Here is a 26993-nt window from a genome sequence, read left to right as displayed (position 1 = left end):
GAGGGCCCCGCCTTGCAGGAACCGCACCCGGCCCGGCCCCGCCCCCCGCGCACCCACCGGAGCGCGCTGCTGTCCGCCCCGCTGGCGGCCCTCGCACTGCTGTCCCTTCTGGTACCGGCGCTCACGCTGCCCGCGGGTGTCGCCGGGGCCTCGGCCGCCGCGCCCGAGGACCCGGCGCGGCCGGTCGTGGAGACCGCCGAGGGGCCCGTACGGGGCCGCGCGCACGGGGCGTACGCGACCTACGAGGGCCTCCCGTACGCCGCCGCGCCGATCGGGCCGCAGCGCTGGCGTCCGCCCGGGCCGGCGCCCCACCGGACCGGCGTGCTCGACGCGGGAACACCCGGGGCCCGTTGCGTCCAGCTCCCCGCGCTGGGCCCGGGCGGGCCGTCCGGGTCGGAGGACTGCCTGTTCCTGAACGTCACCGCTCCGACGGGGCCCGAGCGCGACCGGCCGGTGATGGTGTGGTTCCACGGCGGGGGCTTCCGCCTCGGCGCCGGCGACCTGTACCGGCCCGGCCCGCTGGTCACGCGCGGCGGGGCGGTGGTCGTCACGGTCAACTACCGGCTGGGGATCTTCGGCTTCCTCGGCCACCCGGAGTTGGGCGGCGCCCCCGGCTTCGGGCTCGCCGACCAACAGGCGGCGCTGCGCTGGGTGCGGGCCAACGCGACGCGCTTCGGGGGCGATCCGGGGCGGGTCACCGTCTTCGGGGAGTCGGCGGGCGGCCTCAGCGTCTGCGCGCACCTGGTCTCCCCCGCCTCCGCCGGCCTGTTCGCGCGGGCGATCTCGCAGAGCGGCCCCTGCTCGCTCACGATGCCCCCGTACTCCCTGATGCCGACGCTCGGCGCGTACGAGCCCTTCGTGCCCCAGGAGCGGGTCGTCGCGGCCGGCGCGGCCGCGGCGGACCGGCTCGGTTGCGGCGACCACCCGCCGGGCGGGGAACTGGCCTGCCTGCGCGGGCTGGACGCGGAGAGCCTCGCTACGCCCGAGCTGATGGCCCTGTTCTCGGGGGTCCCCTACGGCACGGAGCTGTTGCCCCTCGAACCCCGGCGGGCGCTGGAGGCGGGGCGCTTCCACCGGGTCCCGGTGGTGCAGGGCACGACCCTGGACGAGATGCGCGTGTTCGTCGGGCAGGGCCTGGCGGCCGATCCGGTCGACGGGGAGCCGGCCTACCGGCGACGGCTGGCGACCTCCTTCGGGCCGGCGGCCCCCCGGATCGAGGCCGCGTACCCGGCGGCCGACTTCCCGACGGCCGCGCTGGCCTGGGCCGCCGCCCTCTCGGACGCCTCCTTCACCTGTCCCGCGCTACGCGACGCCCGGGCGCTGGCCCGTCACGTGCCCACGTACGCCTACCTGTTCGCCGACCGGGACGCGCCGAACCGTACCGGTCTGGCGGACGTCCCCGGCTTCCCGTACGGGGCCTCGCACGGCTTCGAACTGCCCTACCTGTTCGGGACGGAGGCCCTGGAGACTCCCCAACAGGCCCTGTCCGAGAGGATGGAGGGGTACTGGACGCGCTTCACCCGCACCGGTTCCCCCGGCGCGCCGGGTGCGGTCGAGTGGCCCCGGTACGGGCCCTCCGGCGGGCGGGTGTTGCGCCTGGCCCCCGGACCGGGGGGCACCGGCCCGGCCGATGTCGCGGCCGACCGGCACTGCGCCCTGTGGGACGGCCTGTCCACGCCAGACCAGCCCTCCGGAAGGTGACCCTATGACCGGCCTGCGCGAGATCCTCGACCCGTACGTGCGCGACGGGGCGCTGCCCGGGGCGGTGGCCCTGGTCGCTCGCGGGGACCGGATGGAGACCGTTGCCCTCGGGTACACCGAGGCGGGCGGTTCCGTGCCGATGGCCGCGGACACCCTCTTCCGGGTGGCCTCCCTCACCAAGCCGATCACCGCCGCCGCGGTGATGCTGCTGATCGATGACGGCCGGCTGGAGCTGGACTCCCCCGTGGCGAGGTGGCTGCCGGAGCTGGCCTCGCCGGTGGTCGTGCGACGACCCGACGGCCCGGTGGACGACGTGGTGCCGGCCGCCCGCCCGATCACGGTGGAGGACCTGTTGTCCTTCCGGGCCGGCTGGGGGTTCCCGTCGGACTTCTCCCACCCGGCGGTCGGCCTGCTCTTCTCGGAGCTGGGTCAGGGCCCACCGCAGCCGCAGCAGGTCGCGGCGCCGGACGAGTGGATGGCGGCGCTGTCCCGGATCCCGCTGCTCCACCAGCCGGGCGAGGTCTGGCTGTACAACACCTGCTCCGACATCCTGGGCGTGCTCGTCGCCCGCGCCTCGGGGCAGCCCCTCCCGGAGTTCCTGGCCGAACGGCTGCTGGGGCCGCTGGGCATGGAGGACACCGGGTTCTCGGTGCCGAGGGCGGAGCTGGGCCGGTTCACGGGCTACTACCGCGGGGGTGGCGAAGACGGCTCCCTTCAACCGGTCGACGCCCCCGACGGGCAGTGGAGCCGGCCGCCGGCGTTCCCGTCCGGCGCGGGCGGGCTCGTGTCCACCGCCGCCGACCTGTACGCCTTCGGCCGGATGCTGCTCACCGGGGGCGCCGCCGCCGACGGGCGGGTGCTGCTCTCGGCCGCCTCCGTACGGCAGATGACCACCGACCGGCTGACACCGGCCCAGCGGGCGGGCGGCGAACTGTTCCTGGAGGGGCAGGGCTGGGGCTACGGCGGCTCCGTCGACGTCACGCTCCGCGATCCCTGGAACCGCCCCGGCCGCTACGGATGGGTGGGCGGCACGGGGACGGCCTCGCACGTGGTCCCGTCGGACGGGACCGTCTCGGTGCTGCTGACCCAACGGGAACTCGACGGCCCGACCCCGCCCGCCGTGATGCGCGACTTCTGGCGGTACGCGGCCGGCGCCTGAGCGGGCCCCGGTCGTCCCGTTCGGATCTCGGCGGGCCCGGCGAGATCCGAAAGGGACGGCCTACAGGCGCACCCGCCAGCTCGCGGTGGAGCGCAGGGTGCGGGCGATCTCCGGGTCCCGGACGGCCGGGGAGCGGTCCTCGGCGCTCACGGTGAGGGTGTGGGTGCGCGGGTCGAGGAGCCACAGCTCGGCCACGCGCACCTCGGCGCGGCCCGCGAACCGCTTGACCTCGCGCCCGTCCAGGTACCAACGGACCACCGCCTGACGGCCGTCGGGCGCGGCCAGGCGGGGGACGGTGACCTTCGCGCCCTGCCCGAACCGGAGGGTCCGGTCGGTGGGGGTGCGCGGGGTGACGAGGGTGGCGTGGCGCAGGAAGCCGGCGGTCATCGCCTCGACCCCGGGCAGGTTGAACGGCTTGCCCAGGACCCGCATCAGCGAGTTGTCGGTGGGCCGCGTCAGCCCCGTGACGTAGTAGCCGCCACCCTCGTAGGCGCCGACCGTGCCTCCGTCCGGAGACGGTTCGCCGAGCCAGCGGAACCACTTGGCCCGTTCGGCGGCCATCCGGCCCGCGTCCAGGGTGGAGGAGTTGGGCTCGGTGGGCTCGGGGCCCTCGTACTTCTCGTATCCGGGGACGCCGGGGTAGAAGTACTCGTCGGCGAGCTTGCCGAGGGAGTGCCCCGTCTCGTGGATGGCGACCTGCCCGGACTTGGGGTGGCCGGCGGAGGCGGTGGAGATGCCCTCGTAACCCAGCACGGGATCGGGCTCGTTGTAGCCCGCGCCGCCGTATTTGGCGCTGTTGGCGAGGACGATGACCAGGTCGGCGGCGGGGGCCCGGGCCACGTAGGCGTCCACCTTGGTCCGGTCCACGCAGAGCAGCCGCTCGATGTCCTCGCACCAGAAGTACGCGCCGAGGGCGGTGTCGCGGACGACCTCGGGGCCGGGGTCGCCGGAGGTACCGGACTCGGCGGAGACCGCGTCCACGGTCCACACGTTGAACAGGTCCCGGTACGTCGTGTAGGGCTCGACGGCGGTGACCTCGGCCCATTTGGCGCGGGCGTCGGCATGGAAGCGGTCGAGCTCCGCCGCGGTGTAGCCGTCGCCGACGATCACCACGTCCAGACGGTCGGAGACGGGTCCGTTGTCGATCGCCTTGGTGACGCGGCCGTCGGCCTCGCGCGCCGCTCCGGAAAGGCGGGACGCGGTCTTCGCCCGGCCGGCGACGGGAACGCGGGCCCGGCCGGAGCCCGCCTCGTCGCCCTGTTCGGGCCCGGGTATCTCGACCTCGACGCTGCCGTGCGGGGCGGGAGCGGGGGCCGGGGTGGCTGCCGCGGGGGCGATCGCGGCGAGCAACGCCGCGGCGGCGCAGGCGGCCGCGAGCACGGTGCGGCGCGCCGCGCGGGGCGCGGTGGCGGATCTCATCAAGTCCTCCGTGGGGGGCGGGAGTTAAGCGAGAAGATAAATGGAGTGAACCGGCTGCTTAAATTAGGGGGCGCACGGACGGTGCGCAATGCCCGACTCCCCTCGGATAATGCGGAGACGGCACATCAAGCGGCTCAGCGGGAGGCGTCGTGGACGAACCGGTCGAGATCGGCCGCCGGGTACAGCGGCTGCGCGCGCAACGCGGCCTGACACAGAGGCAGTTGGTCGAGCCCGCCTACACCCCGGCCTACGTGTCCACCCTGGAGGCGGGCAAGGTGCGGCCGTCGGAGACCGCCCTGCGCTTCCTCTCCGAGCGGCTCGGGGTCTCCTACGAGGAGTTGACCACGGGCCGCCCGCCGCGGTGGGCCACGGAGCTGCGCCTGGCGTTGACGGACGCCCAACGCACCCTGGCCACCGGTTCGGCCCGGGAGGCGTCGACCGCGTACCGGGCGGTGCTGGCGGAGGCGGAACGCCTGGAGCTGACCGACGAGCGGGCCGAGGCGCTCCTGGGGCTTGGGGACTGCGCGCTGGAGGTCGGCGAACTCATCGGGGCGGCGGGGCACTTCGAGGCGGCCGAACTCCTCCTGGCCGGCGAGCCGCTCCCCCGCCGGGCCCGGGCGGTGCGCGGCCGGGCCGTCGTCCACCTCCTGTCAGGGGAGCTGCGGTACGCCTGCTATCTGCTGGAGTCGACGATCGACGCGCTCAACACGAGCGGGCTGGGAGATCCGGAGACGCTGGTGCTGCTGTACGCGGCGGTCATCGGCCCGTACATGGACATGGGCGCCCACGCCCGCGCGGCCCACGCCGCCGAGCTGGCCCTCGCGCTGGCCCCGCAGGTGGGCGATCCGGCCCTGGTGGCGGGCATGCACCGACAGGTGGCGCGCACCTTCCTGGCGGAGGGACGGGCCGCCGACGCCGACGCCTCCCTGGCCAAGGCCCAGGCGGTCTACCGCCAGCTGCGGCTGCGCACCGATCTGGCGCACTGCCACTGGATGCGCGGCTACCTCCAGGCCCAACACGGGGAACTGGAGTCGGCGGAACGGGAGTTGCGGACGGCCCGGGAGATGCTGGCGGAGCGGAAGGCCGCCCTGTACACGGCGCAGGTGGAGGTGGAGCTGGCCGACGTGCTGCGCCGGCTGGGGCGGTACGAGGAGGCGGCCGAGCTGGTGTCGGGGCTGCTGGAGCCGGGACCGGGCCCGGGGGCGGTGCACGCGGGCGGCGCGCACCGGCTGTTGGGGCTGATCGCGCAGGAGCGCGGGGATCCGGAGGCGGCCGAGGCGCACTACGTACGGGCGCTGTCGCTGTTGGAGCGCAGCGGCGCTTCGGGGGACCTCGCCGACCTGTGCCGGCTCTTGGGGGACCTGCTGCGGCGGGAGGGCCGTACGGAGGCGGCGCTGGACGCCTACCGGACGGGGCTGGGGCACCGCGCGACCCCGGGCACCACCACCCTGGGCCCGGCTCCGGCCGCTCCCCCGCACGCGCGGACGCCGCCGCTCCCGGCGCCGCACTGAGGGCGGGGCCGGGAGCGGCGGCGGACGGGGGCCCCGTCGGGGGTCAGTGGTTCTCGGTGGGCTGGAGGTCGCGCGGGATCATCGCCCAGGTGGTGGCCGCGGCGGCGACGGCCAGCGCTCCGGCCATCAGGAACGCCGGGGTGATGGCCAGGGTGTAGGCCTGTGAGGCGGTGTCGAGGAGGGCCTGGCCGACGGAGCCGCCGAGGCGCTCGGCGGTGTGCGCCGCCTCGCCCACGGAGTCCCGTACGGCGGCCGTGGTGGGGGCGTCCAGGTCGAGCGCGGGCAGGTTGCCCCGGTAGAGGGTGGCGGCGGTGCTGCCGAGGATGGCGACGCCCATCGCGGAGCCGAGTTCGTAGCAGGTCTCCTCGATGGCGGCGGCGCTGGAGACCTGGTCGGCGGGTGCGGTGGAGATCAGGGTCACGGAGGCCACGGTGGTGGCGGTGCCCGCCCCGAGCCCCATGACGGTGAGCGCCGCGGCGAAGGCGGGGTAGCCGAGGTCGGTGAACTGCTGGAAGACCCAGGGCAGTGCCATGCCGGCCGCGAGGACCACGAGCCCGGCGCCGAGCACGTGCCGGATCGGGAAGCGGTGCATCAGGGTGGGCGCCACCATCGAGGCGCAGATCAGGGCGAGCGGGGCGGGCAGCAGGCGCAGCCCGGCCTCCAGGGGGGTGTAGCCCTGGCCGTACTGGAACCACTGGGTGACGAGGAAGAGGATCGCGCCCATGCCGACCATGGGCAGGAAGATGGCCGTGGCGGCCACGCTGAAGGCGGGCTTGGCGAACAGCCGCACCTGGAGCAGCGGGTGGTCCACGCGCAGCTGGCGGCGGACGAACACCGTGAGCGAGACGGCGGCGAGGATCAGCAGTGCCCAGGGCACGGGGTCCATGACGCCGCTCTTGCCGAGCTGCTTGATGCCGCCCGCGAGGGCCAGCATGCCGACGATCGACTGGCCGACGCCCCACCAGTCCCAGCGTCCGGCGTTGAGCGTGCCCCGCGATTCGGGCAGGTAGCGCAGGCCGGCGGCGATGATCAGGGCGGCGACGGGGAGGTTGAGGAGGAAGGCGGAGTGCCAGCCGTAGTCCTGGACCAGGAGGCCGCCGACGACGGGGCCGAAGGCCATGCCGCCGCCGAAGACGGCGGCCCAGACGGCGAGGGCGAAGGCGCGCTCCTTGGCGTCGGTGAAGACGCTGCGCAGGATCGACAGGGTGGACGGCATGATGGCCGCGCCGCCTATGCCGAGCAGGGCGCGGGCCGCGATGAGGTGCCAGGCCTCGGTGGAGAACACGGCGATCAGCGACGCCGCGGAGAAGATGCCGAAGCCCGCCATCAGCAGCCGCTTGCGGCCCCACCGGTCGCCGAGCGCGCCGGCGGTGACCAGCAGGCCGGACAGGGCGAGCGCGTAGACGTCGATGATCCACAGCTGTTGCACGGCGCCGGGCTGGAGATCGGCAACGAGCGAGGGGAAGGCCACGTTGAGGATCGTGGTGTCCATCGAGATGAGCAGGAGGCTGCCGGAGAGGATCGCCAGGATGATCCAGCGGCGGGGGTCCGGCGTGGGGGTGTGCATGGGGTTCCGTTCGGGGTCGTGCACGGGGGCCGCCCGGGGCGGCGGATCAGGCGTCGGGCTCGGGGACGCGGGCTGCGGGCTCCGTGGCGGGCCAGGGCGGCCGGGCGTGCCGGGCTCCGCCGAGGAAGGAGGTCAGGACCAGGCGGCCGATCTCGCGGGGGGCCAGGTGGCCGTCGCGCACGCCTTCGGCGGCGGCGTCGAGCAGTCCCCAGAGGGAGTACCAGATCCAGTACGGCGGGAGGTCGGCGTCGAGCCGTCCGAGCCGCCGGCCGAGGTCGAGGAAGCGCAGGGCCCGCTGGTCCTGGCGCTCCAGGCCGGCGCGGAAGTCGGGGTCGGCGAGAACGGTGGCGTCGCGCGAGGTGAACCCGTACAGGTGGGCGGCGGGCAGCAGGGCGACGACCAGTTCCTCCAGGGCGGCGTCGAAGGCCTCCCCGTCGGCGCCCGCGTCGCCCGTCTCGACGAGGTCGGCCGGGGCCAGGCACCCGTCGACCACGTGGATGGCGCGGACGGCGACGGCCTTGAGCAGGGCCTCACGGGTCGCGTAACGGCGGCTCAGGGTGGCGCGGCTGGTGCCGATGCCGGCGGCGATCTGCACCATCGAGGCGCTGTGATCTCCGGCGAGCACACCTGCGGCGGCGTCCAGCAGTTCTTCTTCGGGCACCATGATGAGCCTCCTTCGCCTCGAATGATACAGATCTGTCTCACTCGATGCAAAGATGGCTCATCCGGTGTGACCGTCAGTCGACCCGACCGTCATAGGAGACGCTGAAGACCCTGGCCGCCGTCTGGCCGTAGGCCCTCAGTTCGTCGCGGAGCGCCGTCGCGGCCGACGGCTGTCGGAGTTCCAGCTCCGCCCAGTGGACGAAGCGCAGGACTTCGGGCATCGCGACGAGGCCGGTGATCGCATCATGGAACGCGGCCCGGTTCATGCCGTAGAACGGCGGGAAGCCGAGCGCCCTCTTGAGGACCTCATGGAGATCGCGCTCGACGCGCACCGAACCGACGTCGATCACCACCTCGCGGACCGGATCGCACTCCGGCTCCTCGGGGACTCCCCAGAAGGAGGGGAGCCACCAACACAGGACGGACCGGTCCTCGGGCCATGGGCGCCGGCCCTCGCCTGCGAAATCCTCGAACGAGTCGACGGTCGGGTCGATCGGGCGCCATGCCGGATCGCGAGGTTCGTCATGCGACGGGGGCCGGGCGAACCGCCGGCCCCGCTGATCGCAGGCGCCGTAGGCCCGGACGTTCTGCTGGGCTTCGGCCAGCGACCATCGATTGGCGCCGCCGGCCCGGAACGGCCAACGGAACTGTTCCGGGTCGTCTTCCCAGGAGCAGATCGGGCAGGCGGCGTACGAACCGGGCCACCCCTCCTCGGTGTCGAAGACGAGATGACCACAACAGGGGCACGGGCGGCGGGTGTTCACCGGGGCGGTCTGATCCGTGCCGCGAGCGGCAGCGACTCGGTCACGGGCCGCTCCGCGCGTTGAGGCGGGCGGCCTGGCGGGTCAGGTGGTCGCGTTCCGCCAGGTCGGGCGCCTTGCGGGCGGCCTCGGCGTACAGCCGCGCCGCCGTCGCCGGGTCGCCGTCGCGCTCGTGGAGGTACGCCGCGACGGCCGTGTGCCGGGGCAGGGAGTCGTCGACGGCCGCGAGCGCCGCCAGGCCGGCGCGCGGTCCGTCCGCCTCGCCCACGGCCACCGCACGGTTGAGCCGGACGACGGGGCTGTCCGTCAGGCGCGCGAGCTCGTCGTACCACTCCACGATCTGCACCCAGTCGGTCTCCTCGGCGGTGCGCGCGTCGGCGTGCAGCGCGGCGATGGCGGCCTGAGCCTGGAACTCGCCCAGCCGGTCGCGGGCGAGGGCCGCCTGGAGGATCCGGACCCCCTCGGCGATCGAGACGGTGTCCCATCGGGAGCGATCCTGCTCGGCGAGCGGTACCAGGCTGCCGTCGGGGCGGGTCCGGGCGGAGCGCCGGGCGTGGTGGAGCAGCATGAGGGCCAGGAGCCCCGCCACCTCCGGGTGGTCGATGGAGGCCGCGAGTCGCCGGGTGAGCCGGATGGCCTCGGCGGCGAGGTCGACGTCGCCGGAGTAACCCTCGTTGAAGACCAGGTAGAGGACGCGCAGCACGGTGGCGACGTCGCCGGGACGGTCGAAGCGCACGCCGGAGAGCGTGCGCTTGGCCCGACTGATGCGCTGGGCCATGGTCGCCTCGGGGACGAGGTAGGCCGCGGCGATCTGGCGGGTGGTCAGCCCGCCGACCGCGCGCAGCGTGAGCGCCACCGCGGACGACGCGGTGAGTGACGGGTGGGCGCACAGGAAGTAGAGCTGGAGGGTGTCGTCCACCGCCGGCGCGGGGCCCGGCGCCGGTTCCTCCTCGACGCGGTCCTCACGTCGGCGGCGCGCGGTGTCCGCCCGGGTAGCGTCGAGGAACCGCCGCCAGGCCACGGTGACCAGCCAGCCCTTCGGGTCCCGGGGCGGGTCGGCGGGCCAGACGCGGACCGCCTCGACCAGGGCCTCCTGCACGGCGTCCTCGGCCGCCGCGAAGTCGGCTCCGCGGCGGACGAGGATCCCGAGCACGCTCGGGGTGAGGCTCCTGAGCAGTGCCTCGTTCATCGGTGGGGTCACTCCGTGATGGTGGGGGGCGCGGTCAGGAAGGGGCGCAGCTCCAGCCACTCGTGGATCGGCTTCCCGCCCGCTCCGGGGGCGGCGGACAGCTCGCCGGCCAGTTCGACGGCGCGGTCGTAGCTGTCGACGTCGATGACCATCCAGCCGGCGATGAGGTCCTTGGTCTCGGCGAAGGGGCCGTCGGTGACGGGCGGGCGCCCCTCCCCGTCGTAGCGTACGAACGTCCCTCCGGGCGCGAGGGCCTGGCCGTCGACGAACTCGCCGGTCTTCTCCAGCCGGTCCGCGAAGTCCTGCATGTACTGCATGTGGTCCGAGATCTCCTGGGGCGTCCACCGGTCCATGGGTACGTCGTTGACCGCGGCCGGGGCGCCACGGTAGTGCTTGAGCAGCAGGTACTTGGCCATCGTGTCTCTCCTCTGTGCCGGCGACCCATTGTGGTCGCCTTCACCACGGGGACGGAGCCCGGCACGGGTTCTCGACATCGTCGCCGAAGTTTCTTCGGGTTCTTTCGGACGGGGTGCGGGCGACCCGTCCCCAGGAGGTCGGACACGACCAGGTCGGCGGCGCGCCCGGGGGAGGCCGCCGGCCCGGTGGCAGAGGGCTTCGACGGTGTGGACGTGCGCGCCCTCAGGGTCTGCGAGCAGCCGTGTCAGCAGGGGGACCGCTCGAACGTCGCGTCGGCGGGCCAATCCGCGGGCGGCCTCCGCACGGGGCGGTGCGTGCGCGTCCGCGGTGCGTGCCCAGAGCGCGGCCCGGATCGCCGGGGCGTCGACCTTTTAGCGGGAAGCCCAGGGTGAAGGTGGCCCCGTCGCAGACCTCCGGGTCGCCGTCCCGGGCCGGTCGCCTCGATCGCACGCGGCAGGGACCACAGCACCCGCGCGCGGTCTCCCGCGCCGCGAGGGCGACCAGCGCCGGCGCCGTCGTCGCGCGCAGGGTCTCGTGACACTCGCTCGCGTGCCCCAACAGCGCTCATCCCACCGCGCGTTCGAAGAGATCACCCGAGTCGTTCAGCTCCAGTCCGAGCGGCACCGACGCGAATTCGTCCGCCGCCGCCCGCCGCAACAGGTCCGCGTGCGCCTCCCGGTCGCCCGCCTCCTCGACGGTGCGTGCCACCGCCAAGGCCCGTCCCCCCAGATCCGCCACCACGGCCGCTCCCATGCGGCCATGGTGACGCACCGCGCCTTCAGGGCGCGAAGGGGATCCCGGGGCGTCCGGGTCGGCGGACACCCCGAGAGGTAGGGCGGAGGTGAGGAATCGTCAATTCGGCGTGCGCAGATTTGGCTTACCGGCCGGAGAGGCCGAGGAAGGGCTGCTATTGGGGTTTGAAGGAGCGGATCTGGTAGCTCCCCTGGAGGTTTCCGCTGCCGCCCGAAGGCGTCGATCCGACGCGGTTGTTGTAGTTGGTTCCGGTGTAGTACTGCTTGCGCTGACCGGTGCTGTTGGCGACGGACCGCACGTTCTGCCCGTTGCGGATGAAACTGCAGTCGTCGGCGGTGTTCGCCCGCTGGGCGCTCTGCCACTGACAGCGCGTCCCGGTGCCGTCCCAGCCGCTGTAAATGCAGAACCAGCCGGTGGAGCAGTTGTAGGCGGTCGGCGCGGGCGGGGCGGCGAGGGCGGCGGGAGCGGTCCCGATGACGGCGACCAGCGCCATGGAGGCGAGCATGAGGGGACGAACGATGCGCATGGGAATGATCCCTCTTCCATTCGGGTGGGGGAATTACCTGTGGCTCGACGTCAGCAGTATGTGGGGGCCCGATTCCGGCTGCCCAGTGCCACTTTTCGGCGAACGAAAACATCGCGCCGCCCCGACACGCGGACGCAGCCCCCGGACCAGCCATGCGTCACGAGCCGGGCATTTCCATCCCGTCCAAAAACCCGTCCGTCGTTCGGCCCTTGAATCCCGAGCCCCGTGACGGACGGTGCCGCCTTTCCGGAGAACCGACGGGTTTGACTTTACCTCTTCTTTAGCTTCAATCTCCACGACGGCGCTGGACGAAGACGGTGACGCTGCGCGGCCTCACGCCGGCCGCCGTCTCCCCGGTCGCGGGCGAGTAGCCCTGCCCCCTCCCCCGCGCTCCGGATCCGGCCGCGCCCTCAGCCGTCGTCGGGTTCGGCCGTGCGCGCCCGGGCGCCCGAACGGGTGCGGCCCGCCGTGCGGGCCCGCTGCGGGTGACGGCGTACGTACTCTTCCTCCAGCTCCCGCGCCCGCTGCGTGTGCGTGGCCAGAGCCTCGTCCGAGCCGTACAGCAGGGTCTCGTGCCGGGTGCGGTGGATGGTCTCCAGCTCCCTGAGCAGACGGCCGTCGTCCAACATCCGCGCCGCCGGTCCTCCGGGGTGCTCCGCCATGGCAACCACCTCCACGTCTCACGGTAGGGCCGGGTGGGGCGTCGCGCGCCACGGACGTCAGGGTGGTGCCTCCACCGCCGGGGCGGTGGGGTCCACGGCGGCCCGCGCGCGCAGCGCCGTACGGACCGACCAGAACACCGAGACCAGCGGGACGGCGACGACGGCGCCCACGACTCCGGCGGCGATCGCTCCGGCGACCACCGAGATCGCCACGACCAGCGGGTGCAGTCGTACGGCCCAGCTCATCACCAGCGGGTGCAGGAGGTGGCCCTCGATCTGACCGATGACCACGATGAGGGCCACCACCACGGCGGCGATCACCGGCCCCCGCGCGGCGAGCGCGACCACCGCGGCCACGGCGAGGGCGACCGGAGAGCCGATCAGCGGTACGAAGGCGGCGAAGAACTCCAGCAGGGCCAGCGGCAGCGCGAGGGGGACCCCGAGGAAGTAGAGGGCCGATCCGACCAGGACGGCGTTGGTCGCGGCGACCAGGACGATGCCGTGGGTGTAGCCGGTGAAGGTCTGCCAGGCGGCCCGACCGGCGACGCCCACCCGCTCCCGCCAGACCGGGGGCACCTGGGCGCAGAACCAGGCCCACTGCCGTTCCCCGCCGTGCAGGAAGAGCACCGAGGAGAACACGCCCAGGGCCACCACGGTGACCACCTGCACCACATGGCCGGCGCCGCTGACGGCGGTGCTGAGCAGCGAGGAACGGTGGGTGGAGAGGTACTCGCCGACCTTGGACTGGAGCGCGCCGAGGGCCTCGGAGTCCATCCGGAAGGGCGGCCGGGCCAGCCACTTCTCGATGCTGGTCAGGCCCTCGCGGAACTCGCGGACCAAGGTGGTGGTCTCCCCCGCCACCGCCTCGCCGACCAGCGCCAGCGCCCCGAGCAGCAGCACCGTGCTGCCGATCAGGGCGACCGCGACCGCCAGGGGGCGGGGAATGGCCCGGGCGAGGATGCGGGTGGGCCGGATCAGCAGGGCGGTGATCACCAGGCCGAGGAAGAGGGCGACCCCGATCTCGTGGAACCGGCCGGCGACGGCGAAGACCGCGTAGACGGCGGCGCCGACGACCAGCAGGCGCCAGGCGTAGGACGCGGCCGTACGCAGGAACGGGGACACCGGCGGCATGGGTCCATCGGTGCCACGCCGAACGGGCGCCGGCACGCGTCGGAGACGGATTTCCCCCATCCGGGGAGATATTGCGTTGCAGCCGGCGCAGGGGCCAGCGGACGATGGACCCTCGTGAGCACCCCCCGTCTGACCGCCGTACTTCCCGACCTCGCCCCCTGGCGTTCCAGCCGTGACTTCCGGCTCCTCTTCTACCAGGGCACCGTCACCTTCTTCGGCTCGTTCATGGCGATGATCGCCCTGCCCCTCCAGATCAAGCACCTCACCGATTCGCCCCTCGCGGTCGGGGCGATGGGCGCGGTGGAACTGGTGCCGCTGGTGGTCTGCGGCCTGTACGGGGGCGCGCTCGCCGACGCGGTGGACCGGCGGCGGTTGATCCTGTTGAGCGAGGCGGGCCTCGGGGTGCTCGCGTTGGCGCTGCTGGTGAACTCGCTGCTGCCCGAGCCCCTGCTGTGGCCGCTGTACGTGGTCGCCGCCGGGGTCTCCGCGCTGACCGGCCTCCAGCGCCCGGCGCTGGACTCCCTCATGGCGCGGATCGTGCCGCACGACCAGTTGAGCGCGGCCGCCGCGCTCAACGGCCTGCGCTACCAGTTCGGGGCCATCGCGGGTCCCGCCCTGGCGGGCGTGGTCGTCGCCTGGGCCGGGTACGCGCCCGCGTACGCCGTGACCGTCGTCGGGTTCGTCGTCTCGGTGGTGCTGTGCGGCCGGCTGCGGCCGGCGCCGCCCGTCGGCGGCGGGGAGAAGCCCTCGCTGCGGGCGATCGCCGAGGGCGCGCGGTACGCGTGGAGCCGGCCGGTGCTGCTGGGGACGTACGCCGTGGACATGGCGGCGATGTTCTTCGCCTTCCCCAACGCGATCCTGCCCTTCCTCGCGGACGAACTGGACGCCGCGTGGGCGCTCGGGTTGATGTACGCGGCCGGGGCCGTGGGCTCCCTGGTGCTGGGAATGACCAGCGGCTGGGTGTCGCGGGTGCGCCGGCACGGGCTGCTGGTGGTGTTCGGGGCGGCCGCCTGGGGCCTGGCCATCGCGGCGGCCGGCTGGTTCTCCGGCATCTGGCTCGTGCTGCTGTGCCTGGCGGTGGCCGGGGCGGGAGACATGCTGAGCGGGCTGGGCCGGGCCACCATCTGGAACCAGACCATCCCCGAGGAGCTGCGCGGGCGGCTCGCCGGCATCGAGGTGCTCTCGTACAGCGTGGGCCCACAGCTCGGGCAGGTCCGGGCGGGCACCATGGCCGGCTGGACGGGCACCCGGCCGGCCTTCTGGAGCGGCGGTCTCGCCTGTGTGGCCTCGGTGGGGCTGCTGGCCGCGCTGCTGCCGAAGCTGATCTCCTACGACGCGCACACCGACGCGGACGCGCTGGCCCGGCGGGCGGCCCGCGAGGCGACCGACACCGCGGGAGCGGCGAAGGAACCCGGGGCGGTGAAGGAGCCCGACGCCACCGCGGTCTGAGGCGCGGCGGGGCCCGGCGGGCCGCCCCCGAACGGCGGTCCCCGTCGTGCGGGGCGCGACCGGGCCCGCCAAGGTGACGGCATGGGCGACTGGTGGTACCGCAACATCCTGGAGCCGGGGAAGTTGCCCCTGCTCCTCGCGCTCTCGGCGTTCGTCGTCACCTTCGCCGCCACCCGGATCATCACCCGCATGATCCGGGCGGGGAAGGGCCCCTTTCGCAACGTCACACCGGGCGGCCTGCACGTCCACCACTGCGTCCCGGGGGTCATCCTGATGACCGTCGGCGGATTCACGGCGATCGGGGGCGGCCGTACGGGGTGGGGCGCGGCGGCGGCGGCCGTGCTGTTCGGGATGGGGACGGGGCTGGTCCTGGACGAGTTCGCGCTGATCCTGCACCTGAGCGACGTCTACTGGACGAAGGAGGGCACCATCAGCATCGAGGTGGTGATCATGACCTCGGCGCTGGCGGCGTTGCTGCTCTGCGGGTTCCTGCCGCTGGGCGTCGACGGGCTGACCCCCGACGAGGAGCAGAACCGGCTCACCGCGGTGGGCACCGTGCTCCTCAATCTGGCGCTGGCAGTCGTGGCCCTGATCAAGGGCAAGCCCCGGATGGCCGTCCTCGGCGTCATCGTCCCGCTCATCGCGCTGGTCGCGGCGGTGCGGCTGGCCCGGCCCGTCTCCCCCTGGGCGCGCCGCTTCTATCCGGGCCGGCCCAGGGCGCGGGCCCGGACCATCAAGCGGGCCTACCACCACGACCGGCGCTGGAGCGGGCTGCGGCGCCGGGTGGACTACCTGATCGGCGGCGCACCCAGCCCGTAGGGCAACCCTCGGTCAGGCGCCGGCCGGGGCCGGGGTCGCGTCCAGCTCCCAGGCGTGGCGCTTGAACTCCCGGCGGAAGTCCGTGTGGTCCTCCCACTGGCGGGCGATGCCGCGCAGCACGTCCCAGTGGTGCTCCACCGACTGGTCGATGATGCTGCGGGTGCGCGGCTCGGCCGACTCCCGCTCGGTGAGGAGGCCCTTGACGGCGGAGGCCTCCAGGACGCTGTTGCGCAGCGCGCGCAGGGCCCGCGAGGTGTCGTCCATGGCGAAACCGCTCTCACTTCCGGTCTCCGCCTCGAACAGCGGGGTGAGCCGCGCCTCGATGAACGCGGTGATCCGCTCGAAGTGCTGGACGTCCATCAGGGTTCTCCCTTTCCCGCCGCGCGGTGGGCGGGGCCCGGCGCGGCTCGTCTGTGCGGCTCGGGGGACGAGCTCAGATGCAGGATACGAGGTCGAAAGGGGCGGGCCGCCACGGGTCCTCCACGGTTTGCGTGGTGAGGAAGTCGTGCGCCGCGCGACGAAATAGGAATATGGCTTTCCGTTTGCCCTTTTCATACCTGTTGGTGGCGAACCGCGCCTTTGTTTCTCCGCTCTCTTACGCTGGCGGCTCGACCGACCGCCGAGGAACGGTCCGGAGGAGCGACAGACGATGCGGTACGAGGAAACGGGCACGACCCGGACGGGGCGCCGGGGCCGGGGCGCGCGCCGACGCCGGTGGATCGGGGGCGCGGTGGCCCTGGTGGTCGTCGCGGCCGTGGCCGGGGGCGCCGCCTCCTACTTCGAGGTGTTCTCCGACACCGGTGACACCGTACGGCTCGACGACAACGCGGGCGGGGACGGCCCTCCCGGCTCCTCCGCCGACGGCCTCACGCAGATGCCGACCGGTCCGGAGCCGGAGCTGAAGATCGCCGCGACCATCCCGGAGGACGGCAGCAAGGTGATGGTGACCACCTTGGCAGGGAAGAAGTCGGGGTTCACCGGCAAGGTCTGGCTGTGGTTGCCCCCGCAGTACAAGGACCCCAAGTACGCGCACAGCGGCTTCCCCGTGATGGTCGCCCTGCCCGGCGGCCCCGGGTTCCCCACCAACTACTGGATGGACCGGAACCTCAAGCTGGAGGCGAGCATCTCCAAGTGGTCGCAGGACGGCAGCAGTCTGCCGTTCATCCTGGCCATGCCGGTGCTCAACCCACAGTCCGACGGCAAGGAGGGCCTGTACTGGGACGGCAGCGACATTCCCGGTCAGCCCAGGATGGGGACCTGGTTGACCGAGGACGTCCCGGACCTGGTCCGCTCCGCCTTCCGGACCATCAAGTCCCGCGACGGTTGGGCGTTCATGGGCAATTCGACGGGCGGGTTCGCCGGGCTGAAGGCGGTCCTCCAGAAGCCCGACCGCTTCAAGGCGGTCATCGCCGGCGGGCCGGACATCCTGCCCGACTCCCGGCTGTGGCAGGGCCACGCGAAGGAGAAGCTGGACAACAGCCCGCCGGAACTGGCCCGCAGGCTCATCGACCGCAAGGGCCCCGAGGTCTACCTGGCCTTCCAGGTCGGCACCAAGGGCAGCGACGTCCAGAACCGCCCGCCCATCGAGAAGTTCGTCCAGCAGTACGGCAAGGGCCCGGTGAAGACCCGGTTCCACGTGGACGAGGGCGGCGGCCACGACGCCTACAGTTACGTCCCGGGCATGCACGACGGCGGGCTGATCCAGTGGATCAGCGCCCACATGCGCGGCCCGGTGCCGAGTCCCTGACCGACCGGCGGCCGGCTTCCCGCTCAGGCGCGGGGCGGGGTGACGGCGAGGACCGGCGGGGCCGGTGAGGTGTGGCGGTGGCCACAGGGGTCGAAGACCAGGACCACGGGATCGCCGGGGCGTTGGCGCCAGGAGATCCGTTCCGGCACGCCTGCGCAGAGCGGACAGGACGGCAGCGGGCTCGGATCGGTCCGGCGCTCCGGCGCCACCGCGAGCGGCGGACACATGGGCTGCGGGTCACGCATGGCGGCTCCCTGGTACGGCGGTTGTGCTGATGGCACTCTGCCATGCCCGACGGTGCGCCCGCACGGGCAGATCCTCCAGTGTTTTGCCTGGTCAGAGGTTCGGCGGCCGGGCCGAATCAGGCCCTCTGGGGGCACTTGGTGATCAAGTGATCCTGCGTTCGGCCTCGACGAGGCCCGATTCGTACGCGGCGATGACGGCTTGGGCGCGATCGCGCACGCCCAGCTTGCCGAAGATGCCGGTGATGTGGTTCTTGACCGTGGAGACGCTGATGTCCAGTTCTGCCGCTATCTCCGCGTTGTCGCGTCCGCCGGCGAGCAGCCGCCAGATCTCCAGCTCGCGCGGGGTGAGCCCGCCGGGCTCGGCCGGGGCGGGGCGGGGCTCGCGCGGGGTGGCCCGTACGTAGGTCGAGATCAGTCGGGTCAGCAGGCGGGGAGCCACGACCGCCTCGCCGGCGTGCACGGTCCGGACGGCCGCGATCAGCTCCTCGGGGGAGACGTCCTTCGGCAGGAAGCCGTACGCGCCGGCGCGCAGGGCGGCGACCACGTACTCGTCCATGTCGAAGGTGCTCAGCGCCAGTACCCGCGCGGCGGGCCGGATCCGGGCCAGCTCCACGGTGGCCCCCACCCCGTCGAGGACGGGCATCCGGATGTCCATCACCACCACGTCGGGCCGCAGCACCGGGGCGAGGGCCACGGCCTCGGCTCCGTCGCCGGCCTCGCCGACCACCTCGACGTCCGGGTGGGGGGCCAGGATCAGGGCCAGGCCCCGCCGGACCAGGGGCTGGTCGTCGGCTATCAGTACGCGGATCAACGGTGTCCCTCCTCTGCTTCGGGTGCGCCGGCTCCGGGCGCCACCGGGATGCGGGCCGCCACCCGGAAGCCGCCGTCGCGGTGCGGGGCCGCCTCCAGGGTGCCGCCCTGGAGGACGACGCGTTCGCGCATGCCGATCAGACCGTACCCGCCCTGCCCCGGGGGCCGGGCGGTCGTGGTGCGGCGGGGCGGTCCGTCGCCCGGCCCGTCGTCGCAGACCTCCACGGCGACCTCGTCGTGGTGGTAGGTCAGCCGGACCCGGGCGCTCGCCTCCCCCGCGTGCTTGCGGGCGTTGGTCAGAGCCTCCTGCACCACCCGGAACACCGTCAGACCGACCGTGGGCGGCAGCGGGCGGACCGGACCGCTGACGGTGAACTCCGTCTCCATGCCGCCGAGGCGGGACTCGGTGACGATCCGTTCGAGGTCGTCCGCCCCGGGTTGCGGCGCGGGCGGGGCCTTTTCGGGCTCCTCCCCGGCGCGCAGCACGTCCAGCAGCTGGCGCATCTCGCCGAGCGCCATCCGCCCGGAGCCCTCCAGGACCATCAGGGCCTCACGGGCCGCCTCGGGGTCGTGCTCCAGGTTGGCGCGGGCGCCACCGGCCATCAACTGCATGGTGGTGATGTGGTGGGCCACGATGTCGTGGAGCTCGCGGGCGATGCGGCGGCGTTCCTCGGCGACGGCCCGGTCGGCGAGGAGCTGCCGGTTGGCCTCGACCTCCCGTTGCCACCGCTTGACCACCAGCGCGGTGGCCACCACCACGGAGGCCGCGAGGCCGTTGGCGAGCGGTCCCCAGAGGTCGGCCAGCAACGCGCCGCCCTGGCCGACGGAGGGCAGCGGCACCGACAGGAGGAAGGCGAGGGCGATGACGGCGGGCCGGGACTGGCGCGCCACGGTGTACAGGCCGACGGTCACGGTGAGGCTGAAGTGGGCCTCGATCGGCAGCCCGAGGTTGACGACCACGTTCAGGGCGAGGACCGCCGCGTAGACCGCCACCGGGTAGCGGCGCCGCAGCACCAGGAGCAGGCCCGAGAGGACCACGACGCACGCCGTGGTGACCCGGAGGGCGGCCCCTTCGTACAGGGTGCCGAAGGAGAACGCCATGAGGTCGGTTGCGACGGCCCCGACCGCCACCAGGGCGTCGCCCCGGGTCCACCCCGGCCTCTCCGCGGGCGTGTCCATCGTCACCGGTCCTCCCCCGGCCGGCGCGCGGTCCCGGCGGGCGCCGGACCTGGGCGACCGGTCTCCTGTGCCCATTCTGGCATCGCCCCCATGGTCGCGCACCGGCCCCCGGTAGGACCCCGACCAGGACTCTGGTCCTGGTCAGGGCCCACGTCCGGACCCTGGTCCCGGTCGGGAACTCCTCCTGTGCCGGGACGTTTCCCGGCCAGCCGACTGATGGTCTGGAGACATGCCGGGAACCCCGGCGGACCGTGTACGGACCAGGAGGAGAAACAGTGATCCGCGCCCTGACGGGATGCTCGACGAGGAACGCGTGGAAGGTGATCGCCCTCTGGGCGGTGCTCGGCATCGGACTGACGATCCTGGGCCAGGTGTTCGTCTTCCGTGCCACGCAGCCCGGCAACGACGGGTTCCTGCCCGCCTCCTACGATTCGGCCGCCGCGCTCCGGATCGCCGAGGAGAGCTTCGGGGCGCGCCCCGATTCCGACCCCCTGACGGTGCTGGTGGCCCGCACCGACGGGGCCGCGCTCGGCGCCGCCGACGAGAAGCGGATCGAGGAGGTCTCCGGGAAGCTGGCCGGGCAGCGGATCGTCATGCCGAGGACGGAGGACGACCCGCCGTTCGTCCAGGACCACTCCCAGACCCCCCGGATCGGCGCGGGGATGACCGCGCCCGACCGGTCCTTCCGGCTGCTCTCCGTCGAACTGAAGGGCAACCCGGAGGATCCCGGGGTGCAGGCCACCTACCGGGCGTTCCGGGAGCGGAGCCGGGCCGCCTTCGAGGAGGCGGGACTGCGTACGGGGTTCACGGGCGGGTTGGCCGCGACGGTGGACACCGCGGACGCGGAGAAGACCCGGTCGATGGTCGTCGGCGGCGTGGTGACCGGGCTGATCGTGCTGCTGCACGTGCTCGTCTTCCGCAGCGCCCTCGCCGCGCTGCTGCCGCTGCTCGCGGTGTCGATCATCGGGGGCGCGGCGGCCGGGGCGGTGGTCCTGGCCTCGCTGGCCACCGGCGTCCGGCTGGCCCCGTCCACCCCGGGGCTGATCAACGTGGTGCTGATCGGCATCGGGATCGACTACTTCCTCTTCCTCCTGTTCCGCTTCCGCGAGCAGCTGCGGGCCCACCCCGACCAGTCCGGCCGGGAAGCCGCCCGGGAGGTGGCGGGCCGGGTCGGGACGGCGGTCACCTCGGCGGCGCTGACGATCGTCGCCGCGTTCGCCACCCTCGGGATCGCCTCCTTCGGCCAGTTCCGGGTGTTGGGGCCGGCCATCGCGGTGTCGGTTCTGGTGATGCTGCTGGGCAGCCTGACGCTGATGCCCGCCCTGCTGGCCGTGACCGGTCGCCGGATGTTCTGGCCCTCCCGGGCCCTGGGGCGGACCCCGCGCGAGGGCGCGGCGGGCCGGCTCGGCGCCGCGGTGGCCCGGCGTCCGGTGGCGCTCGTGCTCGCCTCGTTGGCGCTGCTCGGCACGCTGACGGCCGGTCTGGCCGGGATGCGCATGGACTACGGGCAGGGCGGTACGAGCGGGGAGCGCACGGCCGCCGTCGAGACGGCGGCGGAGATCTCGCGGGCCCTGCCGGCCGGGGTGTCGGACCCGACGACGGTGTTCGTCTCCGTCACCGACGGGGCCCCGTTGACCGCCGGCCGGGTGGCGTCCCTGACGGGAGCCCTGGCCCGGGTGCCCGGGGTGGGGCAGGTCGCGCCCACGGTGCTGAGCGGGGACGGGAAGGCGGCCCGGATCGATCTGCTGCTCACGGCCGACTCCGCCACCCAGGAGGCCCGTGACCTGGCCTCCGGGCCGGTCCGGGAGACGGTCCGCGCACAGCTGCCCGCCGGGACCGAGGCCCATGTCGGCGGTACCGCTGCCGTGTTCGCGGACATCGCGGTGGCGGTGGACGAGGACCTGAAGGTGATCTTCCCGGTGGCCGCCGCGCTGATCGCGGTGATCCTGCTGGTACTGCTGCGCAGCCTGCTCGCCCCGGTCGTGCTGATGCTGGCGGTCGGACTCGGCTTCACGGCCACGCTGGGCGCCTCGACGCTGGTGTTCCAGCACGGGCTGGGCCGGCCGGGCGTGGACTTCACCCTGCCGCTGGTGCTGTTCCTGTTCGTGGTGGCGCTGGGCACCGACTACAACATCCTCATCAGCGACCGGATCAGGGAGGAGATGGAACGCCCGGGTCCGGCCCGCGCGGCGGTGGCCCGCGCCGTGCGCCACACCGCGCCGGCGATCGCCACGGCCGGTCTGGTGCTGGCCGCCTCCTTCGGGAGCCTCGCGGTGAGCCCGCATCCGGGTACGCAGCAGACCGGCTTCGCCACGGCGGTCGGGATCCTGCTCTCCGCCTTCCTGCTGTCCATCGTGCTGGTGCCCGCCCTGGCCGCGCTGCTGGGCCGGTCCGTGTGGTGGCCGCTGCGCCCCCGTGTCCGCGCCGACACCCCGTCCGCCCCCGCGCACCGGGCGGAGGCCGAGCGGGTCACGGTGTAGGTCCCGCCGGGCATGCGAACGCCGGGGGCGCGGAGGATCCGTGACGGATCTCCGCGCCCCCGGCGCTTCGGCGTGCCTCCCGGGTCAGACCAGTGCGGCGACCTCGGGGTGGTCGTCCAGCCAGCCGCGGACGGCATCCTGCTCCTTGCCCTTGCCGCCCTCCTGGATCTTCGCCTCCAGGCTGGTGAGCTGGGGTTCGGTCAGCTTGAACTTCTTCAGCCAGGCCGCGACCTCGGGCTCGTCGGCGGCGAAGCCCTTGCGGGCGAGGCTGTGGATGCCGTCGCCCTTGCCCCAGGCGCCCTTGGGGTCGGCCAGTTTGGTCAGGTCGTAGCTGGAGTAGGCCCAGTGCGGGGACCACAGCACCGTGACGACCGGCTCCTTCTTGTCGTAGGCCCGCTTGAGCTCGGAGAGCATGCCGGGCGTGGAGCCGTCGACGACCTTGTACTCGCCTTCGAGGCCGTACTCCTTCAGCACCTTGCCCTTCAGCGCGGACATGGCGCCCGCGCTGGGCTCGATGCCGATGATGCGGCCCTTGAACTCGCCGCTCTTGCCCTTGAGGTCCTCCAGGGACTTGACGTCCTTCATGTAGGAGGGGACGGCCAGCTCGATGGAGGTGGGTCCGTACCAGGAGCCCATGTCGTCGAGCTTGTTCCCGTACTTCTTCCAGTAGTCGGCGTGCGTGACGGGCAGCCAGGAGTCGGTCTGGAAGTCGAGCTGGCCTCCGGCGAGGCCGGTGTAGAGGGCGCCCAGCTCCATCTGGCGGGCGTCGACCTCGAAGCCCTTGCGCTCCAGCAGCTCCTTCCACAGGAAGGTGGAGGCGATGCCCTCGTCCCAGGGGATGTAGCCGATGCTGACCTTGCGGCCCTTGCCCACGTTGTCGGCGCCGGTCACACCGCCCGTGGAGGCGGATCCGCCGAAGGCGTTCAGACCGCCGGCGACGAGGGCGAGGACGACGGCCGCGGTGACGGCGTACGCGGGCTGGGGACGGTACTGCCACACCTTGGTGGAACCGCTCGCGGCGGAGCGGGCCTTGGCCAGGGCGCGCCGGCCGAGCGGGGAGACCTGGCGGCCCAGGGCCCCGGTCATGCGGTCCAGGTACATGGCGAGGATGACGATGGACAGGCCGGCCTCGAAGCCCAGGCCGATGTCCACGCTGCCGATGGCCTTGTAGACGGCGCCGCCGAGCCCGCCGCCGCCGACCATGCCGGCGATGACGACCATGGACAGGCCGAGCATGATGACCTGGTTGACGCCGGCCATGATGGTGGGCAGGGCCAGGGGGAGCTGGACGCGTACGAGGGTGTCGCGCGGGGCGGTGCCGAAGGCCTCGGCGGCCTCGACCAGTTCGGCGTCGACCTGCCGGATGCCCAGCTCGGTCATGCGCACGCCCGGCGGCAGCGAGAAGATGATCGTGGCGATGATGCCGGGAACCACGCCCACGCCGAAGAAGATGATGCCGGGGATCAGGTAGACCATCGCGGGCATGGTCTGCATGAAGTCCAGCGCGGGGCGCATGGCGGCGCTGACGCGGTCGGAGCGTGCCGCCCAGATGCCGAGCGGCACGGCGAACACCAGCGTCACGAGCGTGGCGACGAGCACCAGGGACAGGGTGGACATGGCTTCGTCCCAGAGGGCCACGGAGTCCACCAGTGCGAAACCGGCGAAGGCGAGCAGTCCGGCGAGCAGGCCGCGCAGCCACCAGGCGGCGACGGCGAGGATGCCCGCGAAGAGCAGCGGGGCGGGGGCGGAGAGGACCGCGTCGACCCCGTCGTAGAGGCCGGTGACGGCCGTGGTGACGGCGTCGAAGAGCCAGGACAGGTGGAGCTGGAGGAAGTCGACGACGCTGTCGGCCCAGGAGCCGAGGTGGAAGCGGGGCATCAGGCGGCCACCTCCCGGCCGGTGTGCGCGTCCGCGCCGACACAGGCCATCGGGGGCCGCTGCTCGTCGCCGATGAAGGCGACGAGACGGTCCTGGGAGACGGTGCCGAGGACGACGCCCTGGGCGTCGGTGACCGCGACCGGGTGGGGCACGCGGGCGCTGACGGCGCACAGGTCGGCGAGCGGGGTGTCGGCGGCGACGGTGGGGCAGTCGCAGGCGTCCGCGTCGGCGGGGGCCTCGTCCATCACGGCGTCGGCGGTGAGCACGCGGGAGCGGTCCACGTCCTGGATGAAGGAGGCGACGTAGTCGTCGGCGGGGCGCGTGAGGATGTCCTCGGCGCTGCCCTGCTGGACGATGCGGCCGTCGCGCATGACGGCGACGCGGTCGCCCAGGCGCATGGCCTCGTTGAGGTCGTGGGTGATGAAGACGATGGTCTTCTTCAGGGTCCGCTGGAGTTCGAGGAGCTGGTCCTGCATGTCGCGGCGGATCAGCGGGTCAAGGGCGCTGAACGACTCGTCCATCAGGAGCAGGTCGGCGTCGGTGGCCAGGGCGCGGGCGAGGCCCACGCGCTGCTGCATGCCGCCGGACAGCTCGTCGGGCCAGGACTTCTCCCAACCGCCGAGCCCGCACAGCGCCAACGCCTCTGCGGCGCGCCGTTCGCGCTCGGCCCGGGGGACGCCCTGGACCTCCAGACCGTAGGCGGCATTGGCCAGGACGTCGCGGTGCGGGAAGAGCGCGAAGTGCTGGAAGACCATGGAGATCTTGGTGGAGCGGACGTGACGGAGATCACTCGCGCTGAGCGCCGTGATGTCCTCCCCGTCGAACAGGACGCGACCCGAGCTGGGTTCCAGCAGTCCGTTCAGCATCCGCAGGAGGGTGGACTTGCCGGAGCCCGACAGACCCATGACGACGAAGATCTGGCCCGGCTCGACGGTGAAGGAGGCGTCGATCACGGCCGCCGTGACACCGTCGGCGCGCAGCTCTTCGCGGCTCGCGCCGCGTTCGAGCGCCCGGACGGGGTCAGCTCCGCGTTTGGAGCCTCTTCCGAACACCTTGTAGACGTGCTCGGCCTGGAGCGTGGACACATGCACCTCGCGGGTTGTACCGGATACGGCCGCACCGCTGGCGGCGGCGGGCCGTGGAGCGGGGGCGGGATCGGCCCGCGCGGACCTCGTGTCCGGCCGAATGACCGGAGCAAGAGATTCCGCTCCATGGCCGCGCATGCCCGATGAAATCCGGGGCAAACGGGTAGGTGACCCAGCTCACGGCCTGAAACCGGTTCGGTCAGGCCTGAAGCGCGTGGTGGCGACCCGACTCCAGGTCGGGGTCGGCCAGCATCGAAGCCCGCAGCTGGGCCAGGACGCGGTTCAGGAGCCGGGAGACCTGCATCTGGGAGATGCCGAGGGCGGTGCCGATCTGGGCCTGGGTGAGCTCGTCGCCGAAGCGCATCTGGAGCATGCGGCGCTCGCGGTCGGTGAGCCGCTCCAGGAGCGGGGCGAGGGTCTGGACGTCCTCGACCAGCTCCATCGCCGGCTCCTCCTCGCCCATCACGTCGGCGAGGCTGTGGCCGCCGTCGGCCGGTCCGTCGCCGTGGTCGGCCTGGGGGGCGTCGAGGGACCCGCTGGTGTGACCGTTGGCCGCGACCAGACCCTCTATGACCTCTTCGTCACTGAGGTCGAGGTGGGTGGCGAGGTCGGTGACCGTCGGGGAGCGGTCCAGGCGGACGGTCAGCTCCTCCTTGGCCTTGGCTATGTCGATGCGCAGCTCCTGGAGCCGGCGCGGGACACGGACGGCCCAGGTGGTGTCGCGGAAGTGCCGCTTGATCTCGCCCGTGATGTACGGCATGGCGAGGGTGGAGAACTCGTTCTCGCGGGCCGGGTCGAAGCGGTCGATGGCCTTGATCAGGCCGATCGTGCCGACCTGGACGATGTCCTCGATGTCGCCGCCGTCGCCGCGGGCCCGGAAGCGGCGCACCGCGTACTGGACGAGCGAGGCGTTCATCTCGATGAGGGTGTTGCGGACGTACTGGTACTCCGGAGTGCCCTCGGACAGTTCGCGGAGTCGCTTGAAGAAGACCTTCGAGAGCTCCCTCGCGTCGGCCGGGGCCATCTCGCGGGGCTCGTCGATGCGGGGCAGGCCGGCGGCGCGGGCGGCGGCGGCGGAACTCCGGCGGGGGCCGGGCAGCGCGGCGGAGCGGGCCGCGGTGGTGCGGGGGTCGGCGGTAGGGGAAAGGGGGGCGTGGACCGGCATGGGGTTCGCTCCTTGGGCTTGTCGGCTTGCGGCGCGGGACCTTGACTGCCGTAGATGTTGGCCTTCTTCGGCTCGTACGTCAAGAATTGCCGGAAACCCGTTTCGCGTCTTGCGTCACAGGAATCAAGTAACGCATCATGACCCCATGGGGAGCATGACGCGTCGACAGAACTGGACGTTTCTCACAAATCACGCACGTGTTCTGGTGACCATCGCCCGGGACCCGGCCGTGCGGCTGAGGGACGTGGCGGTGACGTGCATGCTCACCGAGCGGACCGTGCAGACGATCGTGGCCGACCTGGAGTCGGACGGGTACCTGCGTCGCGTACGGGACGGTCGGCGCAACCGCTACGAGATCTCCGCGGGAGCCCTGTTCAAGCACCCGGTCGAAGCCGGGGTACAGGTGGCGGGGCTCTTGGCCCTGCTCACGGGGGTACCGGCGGCGGACCCCGCCGACGGGCTCGTCGAGCCCGGCACGGATCTGCTCGCGAAGCCGGGCGACGAACTGCTCGCGGAGCCCGGCGAGGGCCCGCTTCCGGAATCCGCGCCGCAGCCGCTCGCGGCGGCCGGGCGCGACCCCTCCGCCGAGTAGAAGGCGGCGCCCCGGGCCCGGGGTGCCCTTGTGCGGGGGTGCGGGACGCCGCAGCCTTGGCTGCCATGACCTCCACCAGATCCCC

25 protein-coding genes are annotated in these 26993 nt (G+C 73.1%); 8 read left to right on the top strand and 17 right to left on the bottom strand.

Annotated elements, in window-relative coordinates:
• Window positions 1-12: 12 nt before the first annotated feature.
• Both ACIOD1_RS08755 and ACIOD1_RS08750 read left to right on the top strand, forming a co-directional pair.
• On the top strand, window positions 13-1701 hold the full coding sequence (locus tag ACIOD1_RS08755) for a carboxylesterase family protein (protein ID WP_365616993.1): 1689 nt from the start codon (window positions 13-15) through the stop codon (window positions 1699-1701).
• 4 nt (window positions 1702-1705) lie between these two features.
• Entirely contained in the window at window positions 1706-2860 is a 1155-nt protein-coding gene (locus ACIOD1_RS08750) for a serine hydrolase domain-containing protein (RefSeq protein WP_401901117.1), read from the top strand.
• Window positions 2861-2920: 60 nt separating this feature from the next.
• On the opposite strand, the gene ACIOD1_RS08745 is transcribed toward ACIOD1_RS08750, so the two are convergent.
• The gene (locus ACIOD1_RS08745) at window positions 2921-4279 is read right to left on the bottom strand and encodes a M64 family metallopeptidase (protein WP_401901115.1); all 1359 of its coding nucleotides are present in this window, start codon (window positions 4277-4279) and stop codon (window positions 2921-2923) included.
• Between the two features lie 149 nt (window positions 4280-4428).
• Here ACIOD1_RS08745 and ACIOD1_RS08740 point away from each other — a divergent pair, with 149 nt between their 5' ends.
• Window positions 4429-5790 (top strand): tetratricopeptide repeat protein, encoded by a 1362-nt coding sequence (locus ACIOD1_RS08740; RefSeq protein WP_401901113.1) that lies wholly within the window; start codon window positions 4429-4431, stop codon window positions 5788-5790.
• Between the two features lie 43 nt (window positions 5791-5833).
• Here ACIOD1_RS08740 and ACIOD1_RS08735 read toward each other — a convergent pair whose 3' ends face one another.
• The 9 genes from ACIOD1_RS08735 to ACIOD1_RS08695 all read right to left on the bottom strand — a co-directional run bounded on the left by ACIOD1_RS08735 (window position 5834) and on the right by ACIOD1_RS08695 (window position 13459).
• Window positions 5834-7357 (bottom strand): MFS transporter, encoded by a 1524-nt coding sequence (locus ACIOD1_RS08735; RefSeq protein ID WP_401901112.1) that lies wholly within the window; start codon window positions 7355-7357, stop codon window positions 5834-5836.
• 46 nt (window positions 7358-7403) lie between these two features.
• On the bottom strand, window positions 7404-8021 hold the full coding sequence (locus ACIOD1_RS08730; RefSeq protein ID WP_365617003.1) for a TetR/AcrR family transcriptional regulator: 618 nt from the start codon (window positions 8019-8021) through the stop codon (window positions 7404-7406).
• 73 nt (window positions 8022-8094) lie between these two features.
• Window positions 8095-8784: a CPCC family cysteine-rich protein gene (locus ACIOD1_RS08725; protein ID WP_365617005.1), complete on the bottom strand. Its 690-nt coding sequence runs from the start codon at window positions 8782-8784 to the stop codon at window positions 8095-8097.
• 40 nt (window positions 8785-8824) lie between these two features.
• A complete protein-coding gene (locus ACIOD1_RS08720; RefSeq protein ID WP_365617007.1) occupies window positions 8825-9970 on the bottom strand; it encodes a DUF6596 domain-containing protein in 1146 nt (381 codons plus the stop codon).
• 8 nt (window positions 9971-9978) lie between these two features.
• Window positions 9979-10386 (bottom strand): YciI family protein, encoded by a 408-nt coding sequence (locus ACIOD1_RS08715; RefSeq protein WP_365617009.1) that lies wholly within the window; start codon window positions 10384-10386, stop codon window positions 9979-9981.
• A gap of 565 nt (window positions 10387-10951) precedes the next feature.
• Window positions 10952-11140, bottom strand: a complete 189-nt coding sequence (locus ACIOD1_RS08710; RefSeq protein ID WP_401901109.1) for a hypothetical protein — start codon at window positions 11138-11140, stop codon at window positions 10952-10954.
• Window positions 11141-11294: 154 nt separating this feature from the next.
• Complete coding sequence (locus ACIOD1_RS08705) at window positions 11295-11666, bottom strand: peptidase inhibitor family I36 protein (protein WP_365617013.1); 372 nt, start codon at window positions 11664-11666, stop codon at window positions 11295-11297.
• Window positions 11667-12076: 410 nt separating this feature from the next.
• A complete protein-coding gene (locus ACIOD1_RS08700) occupies window positions 12077-12328 on the bottom strand; it encodes a DUF6158 family protein (RefSeq protein ID WP_365617015.1) in 252 nt (83 codons plus the stop codon).
• 57 nt (window positions 12329-12385) lie between these two features.
• Window positions 12386-13459, bottom strand: coding sequence for an AI-2E family transporter (locus tag ACIOD1_RS08695; protein WP_365617017.1), 1074 nt, complete (start codon window positions 13457-13459; stop codon window positions 12386-12388).
• A gap of 114 nt (window positions 13460-13573) precedes the next feature.
• Between ACIOD1_RS08695 and ACIOD1_RS08690 the strand changes: the two genes are divergently transcribed.
• Entirely contained in the window at window positions 13574-14908 is a 1335-nt protein-coding gene (locus ACIOD1_RS08690; RefSeq protein WP_401901106.1) for an MFS transporter, read from the top strand.
• 81 nt (window positions 14909-14989) lie between these two features.
• Window positions 14990-15727, top strand: coding sequence for a hypothetical protein (locus tag ACIOD1_RS08685; RefSeq protein WP_365617021.1), 738 nt, complete (start codon window positions 14990-14992; stop codon window positions 15725-15727).
• 12 nt (window positions 15728-15739) lie between these two features.
• Here ACIOD1_RS08685 and ACIOD1_RS08680 read toward each other — a convergent pair whose 3' ends face one another.
• Window positions 15740-16087 carry a hypothetical protein gene (locus ACIOD1_RS08680; protein ID WP_365617023.1) on the bottom strand — a complete coding sequence of 116 codons (348 nt, stop codon included), beginning with the start codon at window positions 16085-16087 and terminating at the stop codon, window positions 15740-15742.
• A 289-nt stretch (window positions 16088-16376) separates the two neighbouring features.
• Here ACIOD1_RS08680 and ACIOD1_RS08675 point away from each other — a divergent pair, with 289 nt between their 5' ends.
• Window positions 16377-17474, top strand: a complete 1098-nt coding sequence (locus tag ACIOD1_RS08675; RefSeq protein ID WP_401901104.1) for an alpha/beta hydrolase — start codon at window positions 16377-16379, stop codon at window positions 17472-17474.
• 23 nt (window positions 17475-17497) lie between these two features.
• On the opposite strand, the gene ACIOD1_RS08670 is transcribed toward ACIOD1_RS08675, so the two are convergent.
• The 3 genes from ACIOD1_RS08670 to ACIOD1_RS08660 form a co-directional block, all read right to left on the bottom strand.
• Window positions 17498-17719: a hypothetical protein gene (locus ACIOD1_RS08670; RefSeq protein ID WP_365617026.1), complete on the bottom strand. Its 222-nt coding sequence runs from the start codon at window positions 17717-17719 to the stop codon at window positions 17498-17500.
• Between the two features lie 142 nt (window positions 17720-17861).
• Window positions 17862-18530, bottom strand: coding sequence for a response regulator (locus ACIOD1_RS08665; RefSeq protein ID WP_401901102.1), 669 nt, complete (start codon window positions 18528-18530; stop codon window positions 17862-17864).
• Complete coding sequence (locus tag ACIOD1_RS08660) at window positions 18527-19708, bottom strand: sensor histidine kinase (RefSeq protein WP_365617030.1); 1182 nt, start codon at window positions 19706-19708, stop codon at window positions 18527-18529. The genes ACIOD1_RS08665 and ACIOD1_RS08660 overlap by 4 nt, the downstream gene beginning before the upstream one ends.
• A 275-nt stretch (window positions 19709-19983) precedes the next feature.
• Here ACIOD1_RS08660 and ACIOD1_RS08655 point away from each other — a divergent pair, with 275 nt between their 5' ends.
• Entirely contained in the window at window positions 19984-22188 is a 2205-nt protein-coding gene (locus ACIOD1_RS08655) for an MMPL family transporter (RefSeq protein WP_401901099.1), read from the top strand.
• An 84-nt stretch (window positions 22189-22272) separates the two neighbouring features.
• Here the strand turns inward: ACIOD1_RS08655 and ACIOD1_RS08650 are convergent, their stop codons facing one another.
• From ACIOD1_RS08650 to ACIOD1_RS08640, 3 genes are all read right to left on the bottom strand, one after another.
• On the bottom strand, window positions 22273-24066 hold the full coding sequence (locus ACIOD1_RS08650; RefSeq protein ID WP_401901096.1) for an ABC transporter permease/substrate binding protein: 1794 nt from the start codon (window positions 24064-24066) through the stop codon (window positions 22273-22275).
• Entirely contained in the window at window positions 24066-25151 is a 1086-nt protein-coding gene (locus ACIOD1_RS08645) for a betaine/proline/choline family ABC transporter ATP-binding protein (RefSeq protein WP_365617523.1), read from the bottom strand. Before ACIOD1_RS08645 ends, ACIOD1_RS08650 begins: the two co-directional genes overlap by 1 nt.
• Before the next feature lie 199 nt (window positions 25152-25350).
• A complete protein-coding gene (locus tag ACIOD1_RS08640) occupies window positions 25351-26316 on the bottom strand; it encodes a SigB/SigF/SigG family RNA polymerase sigma factor (RefSeq protein WP_365617036.1) in 966 nt (321 codons plus the stop codon).
• Window positions 26317-26521: 205 nt separating this feature from the next.
• On the opposite strand from ACIOD1_RS08640, the gene ACIOD1_RS08635 reads away from it, so the two are divergent.
• Entirely contained in the window at window positions 26522-26908 is a 387-nt protein-coding gene (locus tag ACIOD1_RS08635) for a MarR family transcriptional regulator (protein ID WP_401901093.1), read from the top strand.
• The last annotated feature ends 85 nt before the right edge of the window (window positions 26909-26993 follow it).

The organism is Streptomyces sp. NPDC088097, from assembly GCF_044741845.1.
Classification (GTDB): domain Bacteria; phylum Actinomycetota; class Actinomycetes; order Streptomycetales; family Streptomycetaceae; genus Streptomyces.
The sequence above is the reverse complement of the archived record's forward strand: the minus strand, read 5'-3'. Positions and strand labels throughout refer to the sequence as shown.

What these genes read in the sequence shown, in the direction of transcription:
- ACIOD1_RS08750 (WP_401901117.1), top strand. Translation starts at nt 1,706, where the DNA reads ATGACCGGCCTGCGCGAGATCCTCGACCCGTACGTGCGCGACGGGGCG.
- ACIOD1_RS08745 (WP_401901115.1), bottom strand. Translation starts at nt 4,279, where the DNA reads ATGAGATCCGCCACCGCGCCCCGCGCGGCGCGCCGCACCGTGCTCGCG.
- ACIOD1_RS08735 (WP_401901112.1), bottom strand. Translation starts at nt 7,357, where the DNA reads ATGCACACCCCCACGCCGGACCCCCGCCGCTGGATCATCCTGGCGATC.
- ACIOD1_RS08730 (WP_365617003.1), bottom strand. Translation starts at nt 8,021, where the DNA reads ATGGTGCCCGAAGAAGAACTGCTGGACGCCGCCGCAGGTGTGCTCGCC.
- ACIOD1_RS08720 (WP_365617007.1), bottom strand. Translation starts at nt 9,970, where the DNA reads ATGAACGAGGCACTGCTCAGGAGCCTCACCCCGAGCGTGCTCGGGATC.
- ACIOD1_RS08715 (WP_365617009.1), bottom strand. Translation starts at nt 10,386, where the DNA reads ATGGCCAAGTACCTGCTGCTCAAGCACTACCGTGGCGCCCCGGCCGCG.
- ACIOD1_RS08710 (WP_401901109.1), bottom strand. Translation starts at nt 11,140, where the DNA reads ATGGGAGCGGCCGTGGTGGCGGATCTGGGGGGACGGGCCTTGGCGGTG.
- ACIOD1_RS08705 (WP_365617013.1), bottom strand. Translation starts at nt 11,666, where the DNA reads ATGCGCATCGTTCGTCCCCTCATGCTCGCCTCCATGGCGCTGGTCGCC.
- ACIOD1_RS08700 (WP_365617015.1), bottom strand. Translation starts at nt 12,328, where the DNA reads ATGGCGGAGCACCCCGGAGGACCGGCGGCGCGGATGTTGGACGACGGC.
- ACIOD1_RS08695 (WP_365617017.1), bottom strand. Translation starts at nt 13,459, where the DNA reads ATGCCGCCGGTGTCCCCGTTCCTGCGTACGGCCGCGTCCTACGCCTGG.
- ACIOD1_RS08685 (WP_365617021.1), top strand. Translation starts at nt 14,990, where the DNA reads ATGGGCGACTGGTGGTACCGCAACATCCTGGAGCCGGGGAAGTTGCCC.
- ACIOD1_RS08680 (WP_365617023.1), bottom strand. Translation starts at nt 16,087, where the DNA reads ATGGACGTCCAGCACTTCGAGCGGATCACCGCGTTCATCGAGGCGCGG.
- ACIOD1_RS08675 (WP_401901104.1), top strand. Translation starts at nt 16,377, where the DNA reads ATGCGGTACGAGGAAACGGGCACGACCCGGACGGGGCGCCGGGGCCGG.
- ACIOD1_RS08670 (WP_365617026.1), bottom strand. Translation starts at nt 17,719, where the DNA reads ATGCGTGACCCGCAGCCCATGTGTCCGCCGCTCGCGGTGGCGCCGGAG.
- ACIOD1_RS08660 (WP_365617030.1), bottom strand. Translation starts at nt 19,708, where the DNA reads ATGGACACGCCCGCGGAGAGGCCGGGGTGGACCCGGGGCGACGCCCTG.
- ACIOD1_RS08650 (WP_401901096.1), bottom strand. Translation starts at nt 24,066, where the DNA reads ATGCCCCGCTTCCACCTCGGCTCCTGGGCCGACAGCGTCGTCGACTTC.
- ACIOD1_RS08640 (WP_365617036.1), bottom strand. Translation starts at nt 26,316, where the DNA reads ATGCCGGTCCACGCCCCCCTTTCCCCTACCGCCGACCCCCGCACCACC.